This is a genomic window from Xenophilus sp. (genome assembly GCF_044462705.1).
Taxonomy (GTDB): Bacteria; Pseudomonadota; Gammaproteobacteria; order Burkholderiales; family Burkholderiaceae_C; genus Xenophilus; species Xenophilus azovorans.
Genome location: NZ_JBIQNC010000187.1, coordinates 1 through 9,341 on the forward strand (window position 1 = coordinate 1; position 9,341 = coordinate 9,341).

General features: G+C 71.2%; 10 protein-coding genes and 1 tRNA gene. 5 read left to right on the forward strand and 6 right to left on the reverse strand.

The window, feature by feature from the left end; all coding sequences use genetic code 11:
- From ACIY1X_RS21205 to ACIY1X_RS21225, 5 genes are all read left to right on the forward strand, one after another.
- Nucleotides 1-779 (forward strand): tripartite tricarboxylate transporter substrate binding protein (locus ACIY1X_RS21205; protein WP_399684422.1); only part of this gene is annotated, 779 nt, incomplete at its 5' end.
- Between the two features lie 27 nt (nucleotides 780-806).
- Nucleotides 807-1,379 carry an NADPH-dependent FMN reductase gene (locus ACIY1X_RS21210; RefSeq protein WP_399684424.1) on the forward strand — a complete coding sequence of 191 codons (573 nt, stop codon included), beginning with the start codon at nucleotides 807-809 and terminating at the stop codon, nucleotides 1,377-1,379.
- Nucleotides 1,380-1,401: 22 nt separating this feature from the next.
- A complete protein-coding gene (locus tag ACIY1X_RS21215; RefSeq protein ID WP_399684427.1) occupies nucleotides 1,402-2,103 on the forward strand; it encodes a 3-oxoacid CoA-transferase subunit A in 702 nt (233 codons plus the stop codon).
- Entirely contained in the window at nucleotides 2,100-2,750 is a 651-nt protein-coding gene (locus ACIY1X_RS21220; protein WP_399684430.1) for a 3-oxoacid CoA-transferase subunit B, read from the forward strand. Before ACIY1X_RS21215 ends, ACIY1X_RS21220 begins: the two co-directional genes overlap by 4 nt.
- Nucleotides 2,751-2,865: 115 nt before the next feature.
- Nucleotides 2,866-2,941: transfer RNA gene (locus ACIY1X_RS21225), tRNA-Lys, on the forward strand.
- Between the two features lie 93 nt (nucleotides 2,942-3,034).
- Here ACIY1X_RS21225 and ACIY1X_RS21230 read toward each other — a convergent pair.
- The 6 genes from ACIY1X_RS21230 to ACIY1X_RS21255 form a co-directional block, all read right to left on the reverse strand.
- The gene (locus ACIY1X_RS21230) at nucleotides 3,035-3,850 is read right to left on the reverse strand and encodes a ThiF family adenylyltransferase (protein WP_399684433.1); all 816 of its coding nucleotides are present in this window, start codon (nucleotides 3,848-3,850) and stop codon (nucleotides 3,035-3,037) included.
- On the reverse strand, nucleotides 3,847-4,593 hold the full coding sequence (gene ybgF / locus ACIY1X_RS21235) for a tol-pal system protein YbgF (protein ID WP_038217109.1): 747 nt from the start codon (nucleotides 4,591-4,593) through the stop codon (nucleotides 3,847-3,849). Before ybgF ends, ACIY1X_RS21230 begins: the two co-directional genes overlap by 4 nt.
- A 2-nt stretch (nucleotides 4,594-4,595) precedes the next feature.
- Complete coding sequence (pal, locus tag ACIY1X_RS21240) at nucleotides 4,596-5,111, reverse strand: peptidoglycan-associated lipoprotein Pal (RefSeq protein ID WP_038217106.1); 516 nt, start codon at nucleotides 5,109-5,111, stop codon at nucleotides 4,596-4,598.
- Nucleotides 5,112-5,144: 33 nt separating this feature from the next.
- Entirely contained in the window at nucleotides 5,145-6,461 is a 1,317-nt protein-coding gene (tolB, locus tag ACIY1X_RS21245; protein WP_399684437.1) for a Tol-Pal system beta propeller repeat protein TolB, read from the reverse strand.
- 110 nt (nucleotides 6,462-6,571) lie between these two features.
- On the reverse strand, nucleotides 6,572-7,081 hold the full coding sequence (locus tag ACIY1X_RS21250) for a hypothetical protein (protein ID WP_399684440.1): 510 nt from the start codon (nucleotides 7,079-7,081) through the stop codon (nucleotides 6,572-6,574).
- Between the two features lie 42 nt (nucleotides 7,082-7,123).
- Nucleotides 7,124-9,118, reverse strand: coding sequence for an ABC-F family ATP-binding cassette domain-containing protein (locus tag ACIY1X_RS21255; RefSeq protein ID WP_399684443.1), 1,995 nt, complete (start codon nucleotides 9,116-9,118; stop codon nucleotides 7,124-7,126).
- Nucleotides 9,119-9,341: the final 223 nt, after the last annotated feature.

Here is a 9,341-nt window from a genome sequence, read left to right on the forward strand (position 1 = left end):
CCGTCGCCAACCGCGGCGGCCCCGCCGGCACCATCGGCCTGAACGCGGACGCCGGCGCACGCGCCGACGGCTACACGCTGGCCTTCACCCCCGCCGTGCCGCTGTCGAGCGAGCCGCACCGCCTGAAGTCGCTGGCCTACGGCCTCGATTCGTTCCGCTACGTCTGCCAGGTCTTCGACAACATCTTCGCCATCGCGGTGCCGGGCAACTCGCCCTACCGCCGCATCGACGACATCCTGGCCGATGCCCGCAAGGACCCGGGCAAGGTCAACTACGGCACCTCCGGCACCGGCTCCATCCCGCACCTGGGCACCTCGGACATCGAGGCCACCGCCAAGGTCACGCTGACGCACGTGCCCTACAAGGGCGACGCACCGATGCTGCAGGACCTGCTCAGCGAGCGGCTGGGCTTCGGCGCGGTGCTGGTCAGCTCGATCACGGGCCACCTGAACAGTGGCGCGCTGCGGCTCGTCGCCGTCTACGCCGACCGGCGCCACCCGTCGTTCCCGGACGTGCCGACATTGAAGGAGGCGGGCATTCCCGTGGTGCAGGCCAGCTTCGGCGGCGTGCTTGCGCCGGCACGCACGCCGGATGCCGTCGTCGCCCGGCTGGAAGGCGCCTGCCGCGCGGCGGTGGCCTCGCCGAAGTACCAGGGCTGGGCGCGCGGCGCCAACCAGGTGGTGGACTTCCGCCCCGGCAGCGAATTCGAGCGCAACATGCGCGAGGACAGCCGGCTCAAGGCCGCCACGATCCTGCGGCTGGGACTGAGGCAGCCTTGACGCATCATCCGTCCCATGACGACTTCCATGACACGACCCATCCTTCATACCCTGATCTGCAGCACGCGCCCCGGACGCGTCGGGCCCGCCGTCGCCGAATGGGCGCACGCGGCCGCCCGTGCCCACGGCGGCTTCGACGCACGGCTGGTGGACCTGGCCTCGTTCGGCCTGCCCGTCTTCGACGAGCCGGAGCATCCGCGGCTGGGCCGCTACCAGCACGCGCACACGCGCGCCTGGAGCGCCAGCGTGAGCGAGGCCGACGCCTTCGTCTTCGTCCTGCCCGAGTACAACTTCGCGCCGCCGGGCGCCCTGGCCAACGCGCTGAACTACCTCGTGCGCGAGTGGCACTACAAGGCGGTGGGCTTCGTCAGCTACGGCGGCATGTCCGGCGGCATCCGCGCCGTGCAGGCGACCAAGGGGCTGCTCGGCACGCTCAAGGTGGTGCCGATGCTGGAGGCGGTCGCCATCACGAACGTGGGGCAGCAACTGCAGGCCGAAGGCGGGCTCGGCGCCAACCCGGCCCATGCCCAGGCCGCGACCGCCATGCTCGACGAACTGCTGCGCTGGACGGCGGCGCTCCAGGGCCTGCGGGCGAAGTAGGCCGGCTGTTCATGGAGAAGACATGATCGACAAGATCGCTCAGACCACGGTCGATGCCATCGGGCAGGTGGCCGACGGCGCCACGGTGCTGCTCGGCGGCTTCGGCACCGCCGGCATGCCCGACGAACTGCTCGCCGCGCTGATCGAGATCGGCCCGCGCGAGCTGACCATCGTCAGCAACAACGCCGGCAACGGCCAAGTCGGCATCGCGGCCCTGCTCAAGGCCGGCCTGGTGAGAAAGATCATCTGCAGCTTCCCGCGCTCGGCCGACAGCTACGTCTTCGACGGCCTGTACCGCGCCGGCAAGATCGAGCTGGAGCTGGTGCCCCAGGGCAACCTGGCCGAGCGCATCCGCGCCGCCGGCGCCGGCATCGGCGCCTTCTTCTGCCCCACCGGCTTCGGCACCGAGCTGGCCGGCGGGCGCGAGACCCGCGTCATCGACGGCAAGCCTTACGTGCTCGAATACCCCATCCACGGCGACCTGGCCCTGATCAAGGCCGAGCGCGGCGACCGCTGGGGCAACCTCACCTACCGCAAGGCCGCGCGCAACTTCGGCCCCGTCATGGCGATGGCCGCGAAGAGGACCGTCGCCAGCGTGCACGAGATCGCCGGGCTGGGCTCGCTGGACCCCGAGGCCATCGTCACCCCCGGCATCTTCGTGAGCCGCATCGTGAAGATCGAGCGCACCGCCACCCAGGCCGGCGGCTTCAGGGAGGCGGCATGAGCACGACCATGAGCTACCGGCGCAGGAGCAAGGACGAACTGGCCGCCCGCGTGGCGCAGGACATCTTCGACGGCGCCGTGGTCAACCTGGGCATCGGCCAGCCCACGCGGGTGGCCAACCACCTGCCGCCGGGGCGCGAGGTCATCCTGCACAGCGAGAACGGCATCCTGGGCATGGGCCCGGCGCCGGCCGAGGGGCAGGAGGACTACGACCTGATCAACGCCGGCAAGCAGCCGGTGACGCTGCTGGCGGGCGGGGCGTACTTCCACCATGCCGACAGCTTCGCGATGATGCGCGGCGGGCACATCGACATCTGCGTGCTGGGGGCCTTCCAGGTGAGCGCGACCGGAGACCTGGCGAACTGGAGCACGGGCGAGGAGGGCGCCATCCCGGCGGTGGGTGGGGCGATGGACCTGGCCACGGGCGCCAGGCAGACCTGGGTGATGATGGACCTGTTGACCAAGCAGGGCGCCAGCAAGCTGGTCGAGCGCTGCACCTATCCGTTGACGGGCCTGGCCTGCGTCAAGCGGGTGTACACCGACCTGGCCACCTTCGAGTGCACGCCGCAGGGGCTGGTGCTCATCGACGTGGTGGAGGGCCTGGCGCGCGAGGCGCTGCAGGCGATGGTGGGGTTGCCGCTGCGATAGGGATGCTGGCGGAGCGCGCGCCGCCGCCTGCAGGATGGCCGGAGAGGGCACGCTATACTCGCACGCTTTGCTGCGAAACGGGCGATCCCCGGCGAGAAGAAGCAAGAAGACGAGAGGGACGTTAGCTCAGTTGGTAGAGCAGCGGACTTTTAATCCGTTGGTCGCGCGTTCGAGTCGCGCACGTCCTACCACCTCATCCAAGCTTCAGGCCTGCTGTGCATTCACGGCAGGCCTTTTTCGTTTTCATGCGCGGCTGCGAAGCGCCTTGCAGCGGACAGCGGGCGTCATGCCCCGCGGGCCAATTGGTCGAGCACCCATCCCGCCGCGCATTGGCCGAAGGTGGCGGTCACGCTGACCACCGAGCCGTAGCCGTGGCAGTTGAGGCTGCCGTCGGCGCCGCCTTCGAGGGCGCAGGAGGCATCGGGCGGGGCGACGCTCTCGGTGCTGAACACGCAGGGAATGCCGATGCGGCGCCCCTCGCCGGGTGCGCCGTGCTGCTTGCGCAGGCGCTGGCGCAGGCGCGCCAGCAGCGGATCGTGCGAGGCGCGGGCCAGGTCGTCGATTTCCACCCGGTGCGCCAGCCGCTTGCCGCCGGCGGCGCCCGCCGTGATGAACAGCGTGCCGCGGCCCGGGCCGCGCGCCCAGGCGGCCATGGCGAGCTTGGCGGCCACCTGGTCGCAGGCGTCGATGACCGCATGCACCGGGCCGTTGGCCGCGACGGCCGCATCGCGCAGCGCGTCCCAGTTGCCGGGTTCGACGAACTCGTCCAGCGGCAGCACGCGGCAGCCGGGGTGGATCTGCGCGATGCGCTCGCGCATGGCCTGCACCTTGGCCTGGCCGACGGTCGCGTCCAGCGCATGGATCTGGCGGTTGATGTTGGATTCGGCGATGTGGTCCAGGTCGACCAGCGTGAGCGCTCCGACGCCGCTGCGCGCCAGCGCCTCCACGGCCCAGGAGCCGACGCCGCCGATGCCGGCGACCAGCACGTGCGCGGCGCGGATGCGGGCCGCGCCGGGCACGCCGTAGAGGCGTTCGAGTCCGCCGAAGCGGCGGGCCAGGTCGGCGGATGCCGTGTCCGCCGCCGTGGCATCCTGGCTCATCGCAGACGGCTGAGCCGCTCGCGGCCGGCCTGCGCGGCCTCGGACTGGGGATAGGCCTTGACCAAGTCCTCCAGCGTGCGGCGTGCCGCGCGCGTGTCCTTCAGCTCGATCTGGCAGTTGGCGATCGACAGCACGGCCTCGGGCGCCTTCGGATGGTCCGGCGCGGTCGAGAGCATCGAGCGGAAGTTCGCGATGGCCTCGGCGTAGTTGCGCGTGGCGTACTGCGCATTGCCCAGCCAGTACAGCGCCGAGGGCGCGTAGCCGCTGCGCGGGTAGCGCTTGACGAAGTCGGCGAAGGCGGTCTGCGCCTGGGCGAACTGCCCGGCGCGGAACACACCCAGCGCCGCATCGAAGTCGGCCTTCTCCTTCGGGTCGGCGCTGAACTCGCGGCCGTCCACCGACACCTGCGTGGGCTCGTTTTCCTTGAGCTTGTTGTCGATGTCGGCCTGCCGCTGCTGCATCTCGGACAACTGGCGCGTGAGCTGCTCGTTCTGGCCGGTCATGCGCGCCAGTTCGCCGCGCAGCCCGTCGATCTGCTGCTGCAGTTCGACCAGGCTGCGGCGCAGCTGGGCGTTCTCCTGCGTGCCGGCCTCGGCCTGCTGGCGCACCGCCTCGACGCGCTGGCGCAGGTCGAGGATGGCGCGGCGGGCCTCGTCGTCCTCGAACAGCGCTGCCTGCGCGCCCGCGGACGCACACAGAACAAAGGCGGCAAGCGCCGCCTGCCGCCAAGGGTGCATCGACATGGTCAACGGTAGACGATCTCGGCGCGGCGGTTCTGCGCCCACGCGTCCTCACCCGTGCCCTGGGCCGCCGGCTTCTCCTTGCCGAAGCTCACGGCCTCGATCTGCGCGTCGTTCACGCCCAGCAGGGTGAGCGCGCGGCGCACGGCCTCGGAGCGCTTCTGGCCCAGCGCCAGGTTGTACTCGCGGCCGCCGCGCTCGTCGGTGTGGCCTTCGATGGAGATCTGGCGCGACGGGTTGGCCTTCAGGAAGCGGGCATGGCCGTCGATCAGCGACTGGAACTCGGGCTTGATGGTGTAGCTGTCGAAGTCGAAGTAGACGATCCGTGCCACCCCGACCGGGCCCTGGCGCGTCTGCGCGTTCGGGTCGATCGTGACGGGTGCCACGCCGCTGGCCGCGCCGCCGGTGCCGCCGGCGCCCGCACCGCCGGCGCCTGCCGCGCCGTCGTTGAGCTTGGTGCCGGACGAGCATCCGGCGATGAGCGCCACGATGGCCAGCGAATAAAGTGAACGTCTAAGCATGTCGGACTCCTCTGGTTGATCTTGATTGGTTGATCACTGCTTCTGAAACGGACCCCAGTCCGGCTCGCGGATGTCTCCCGCTTTGCCGGCCAGGCGTGCCTTGATCTTTCCGTCGAGCGTTGTGGTCATCAGGGCCTCCCGGCCCTGCAACTGCGTGGCGTAGACGATGAGCTTACTGTTGGGCGCGAAGCTCGGGTTCTCGTCGGCGCTGGTGTCCGTCAGCGACGTCACGGTGCCGCTGGCCAGTTCCATCACCTGCAATTTGAAGGCGCCGCCGGTGCGCGTGATGTAGGCCAACCACCGGCCGTCCGGGCTGACCGACGGGGAGATGTTGTAGGACCCGGAGAAGGTCACGCGGGTCGGGTTGCCGCCGCCGGCCGACATCTTGTAGATCTGCGGCGAGCCGCCGCGGTCGCTCACGAAGTAGATCGTGCCGCCGTCGGCCGAGTAGGTGGGCTCGGTGTCGATGGCGCTGCTCTGCGTGAGGCGGCGCGGCTCGCCGCCGCCGGCAGGGATGGTGAACAGCTGCGAGCCGCCGTCGCGGCTGAGCGTCACGGCCAGCGTGCCGCCGTCCGGCGACCAGGCCGGCGCGCTGTTCGAGCCCTTGAAGTTGGCCACCAGCCGGCGCTGGCCCGTCGCCACCGAGTGCACGTAGACGACTGGCTTGCGCGATTCGAAGGAGACGTATGCCAGTTGCCCGCCGTTGGGCGACCACACGGGCGAGATGATCGGCTCCGGGCTGGCCAGGGCGGCCTGGGCGTTCTCGCCGTCGGCGTCGGCCACCCACAGCGTGTAGCGGCCGCCGGCGCGCGTGACGTAGGCCAGGCGGGTCGAGAAGATGCCCTTCTCGCCGGTGAGCTTCTCGTAGACGTAGTCGGCGATGCGGTGCGAGGCCAGGCGCAGGTCGGCCTGCGGCACGGTGTAGCTCTGGCCGCCGAGGTCCTGGCCGCGCACCACGTCCCACAGGCGGAAGCGCACGTCGTAGCGGCCGTCGGCCAGGCGGGTGACGCTGCCGGCCACCAGCGAGTCGGCCGTGCGCTGGCGCCACAGGGTGAGGTCGGGCCGGGCGTTCTCGTCCATCGACTGGCCCGAGGCGTCGACGCCGCGGAACTGGCCGCTGCGTTCCAGGTCGGCCTTGACGATCTCCGAGATCTTCTGCGGCGAGGCATCTTCACCCTTGAACGGCACCAGCGCGATCGGCAGCTGCGTCAGGCCCACACCCGATACCTCGACCCGGAACTGGGCCAGCGCAGGCAGGGCGGGGGAGGCAGCAAGGGCCGCGAGAAGGGAGCGGCGAGCGAGGGGCTGGGCGGGGAAGGAGCGGATGGACGGCAACAGCGTGTTGTTCATGCAGTTCGGAGAAATGTCCCGCAACGAAAGTTTCCGACTGGCGGAAAGCTAGCAATGGTACACATTGCCCCGACGCCTACGTCACAAACTGTGTACGTTCCGGCCGCGTCCTACAGTGCGGGCGGCGTCGGGGCTGCCGGCAGCAGCATCTGGGCGGCCCGGGCCACCCGCACGCAGTCCTTGATGTGCTGCTCGCCCAGCGTGCGCAGCGCCGCGTAGCCGAGCGCCGCGCCCGCCAGCTGGCCGGCCAGCGGCACCCAGCGGGCGGCCTGGCGCGCGGTGAGCATCACGCCGGCGCGGCGGGCCAGCGCCAGCAGCAGGTCGCGCGTGAGGAGCTTGCCGATCAGCACCGCGCCGATGGTGTTGGCGGCCCGCAGCACCCGCTCGCGCTGGCGCGGCGAGAGGTGCGCCAGTTGCGGCGTCGCCAGGCCGAACTCGGCGCTGATGCTGGGCAGCAGGCGGGCCAGCAGGGCGGCGTCGGCCGCCAGGTCGACGCCCGGCAGCGGCAGCGCGCCGGCCGCCGCCGCCAGCAGCGCCTTGCGGCCCAGCAGGCGGCGGCTGCGGTGGACGGCCGCGACGAGCGCGGGATCGCCTTGGGCGAGTTCGATGGCGGAGGGCATGGTGCTGTGAGAGCCCGTGCGCGCGCAGCCGTTCCCGGCGCGTCAGCCGGCCAGCGCTTCCAGTTGTTCCGAGAGCACGAGCCAGCGTTCCTCCAGCCCGGCGATCTCGGCTTCGAGCTGCTTCAGGCGCCGGCCCGCCTCGGCCAGCTCGGCCGGCGGCAGCGCCTCGGCCAGGCGCCCGTGCAGCGCGTCGCGCTCGGTGCCGGCGGCAGCCAGGCGGGCGTCCACCTGCGCCAGCTCCTTGCGCAGCGGCTTGGCCTGCTCGGCCGTCTGCTGGCGCTCGCGGGCCTGGCGCTGGCGCTCGGTGCGCGGGTCTGCGGGCGCCACGGGCGCAGCCGCGGGGGCGGCCGGCGGCGGCGCCTTGTCCGCCGCCGTCTCCAGGCGGGCGCGCTCGCGCTGCTTGCGGGCCTCGTTCAGCAGGTAGCGCTGGTAGTCGTCCAGGTCGCCGTCGAAGTCGCTCACCGCGCCGCCGCCGACCAGCCAGAACTCGTCGCACACGGATCGCAGCAGCGCCCGGTCGTGGCTGACCAGCATCAGCGTGCCCTCGAATTCGTTGAGCGCCACGGCCAGCGCTTCGCGCGTGGCCAGGTCCAGGTGGTTGGTCGGCTCGTCCAGCAGCAGCAGGTTGGGGCGCTGCCAGACCATCATCGCCAGCACCAGGCGCGCCTTCTCGCCGCCGCTCATGGTGCCCACGGGCTGCTTGACCATGTCGCCGCTGAAGTTGAAGCTGCCGAGGAAGCCGCGCAGGTCCTGCTCGCTGCTGCGGCCGGGCGCGGCGGCACCCAGCTCGCGCGCCAGGCGCACCATGTGCTCCAGCGGGTTGCTGGCCTCGTGCAGCACGTCCAGTTCCTGCTGCGCGAAGTAGCCGATGGCCAGGCCCTTGCCCTCGGTGACGGTGCCCGACACGAGCGGCAGGTCGTGCGCGATGGTCTTGACGAAGGTGGACTTGCCGCGGCCGTTGGCGCCCAGGATGCCGATGCGCTGCCCGGCGAGCACCGAGCGGTTGACGCCGGAGAGGATCACCTTCGGCCCGGCGTCCTCCTGCGCATAGCCGAAGCACGCGTCCTGCACGCTGAGCATCGGGTTGGGCAGGCTGGCCGGCTCCTTGAACTCGAAGCTGAAGTCCGCCTCGGCCAGCAGCGGGGCCACCTTCTCCATGCGCTCCAGCGCCTTGACGCGGCTTTGCGCCTGCTTGGCCTTGCTGGCCTTGGCCTTGAAGCGGTCGATGAATTTCTGCAGGTGGGCGATCTTGTCCTGCTGGCGCGCGTAGGCGGCCTGCTGCTGCGCCAGCTTGAGGGCGCGCATGTCCTCGAACTTGCTGTAGTTGCCGCCGTAGCGGGTGAGCTTCGCATGCTCGATGTGCAGGGTCACGTCGGTCACGGCGTCGAGGAACTCGCGGTCGTGGCTGATGACGATCATGGTGCCGGCGTACTTCTGCAGCCAGCTTTCGAGCCAGACGAGCGCGTCCAGATCCAGGTGGTTGGTCGGCTCGTCGAGCAGCAGCAGGTCGCTCGGGCACATCAGCGCCCGGGCGAGCTGCAGCCGCATGCGCCAGCCGCCGGAGAAGCTGTTGACCGGCTGCTCCAGCTCGTGCACCTGGAAGCCCAGGCCGAGGATGAGCGCCTGCGCACGCGGCGCGGCGTCGTGCTCGCCGGCGTCGGCCAGGTCGGTGTAGGCCTGCGCCAGCGCCATGCCGGCCTCGGCATCGTCGGGGGCCTGGGCATGCACCTCCTCGGCGCGGGCCAGGGCGGCGCGCGCCTCCATCAGGCGCGTGTCGCCTGCGATGACGAAGCCGGTGGCCGGCTCGTCGGTCTCGGGCATGTGCTGGGCCACCTGGGCCAGGCGCCACTGGCGCGGCATGGAGAAGCTGCCGCCGTCCTCGTGCAGCGAGCCGTTGAGCAGCGCGAAGAGGGTGGACTTGCCGGCGCCGTTGCGGCCGACCAGGCCGACTTTCTCGCCGGGGTTGAGGGTGGCGCTCGCGCCGTCGAGCAGCACCTTGGTGCCGCGGCGCAGGATGACGTTGTCGAGAATGATCATGTCTTGAGAGGCGGGGCGCGGCGTTGCGCGTCCGCGCCGGAAAAGGAATGACAGCCGGTCCGCGATGCGCGCAGACCGGCGGGCGGTGCGAAAGGCGGCGCTCAGGCCCGACTTCGCACCAGGGCCTGTCGACGCGGCGGAAGGGGGTCGCGAAGCTCGCCACAGCCCGCCCCTGTAGGCGCGCGACGCCGTGCGTGCGTCGGCACGCACAAGGAGCGCAACG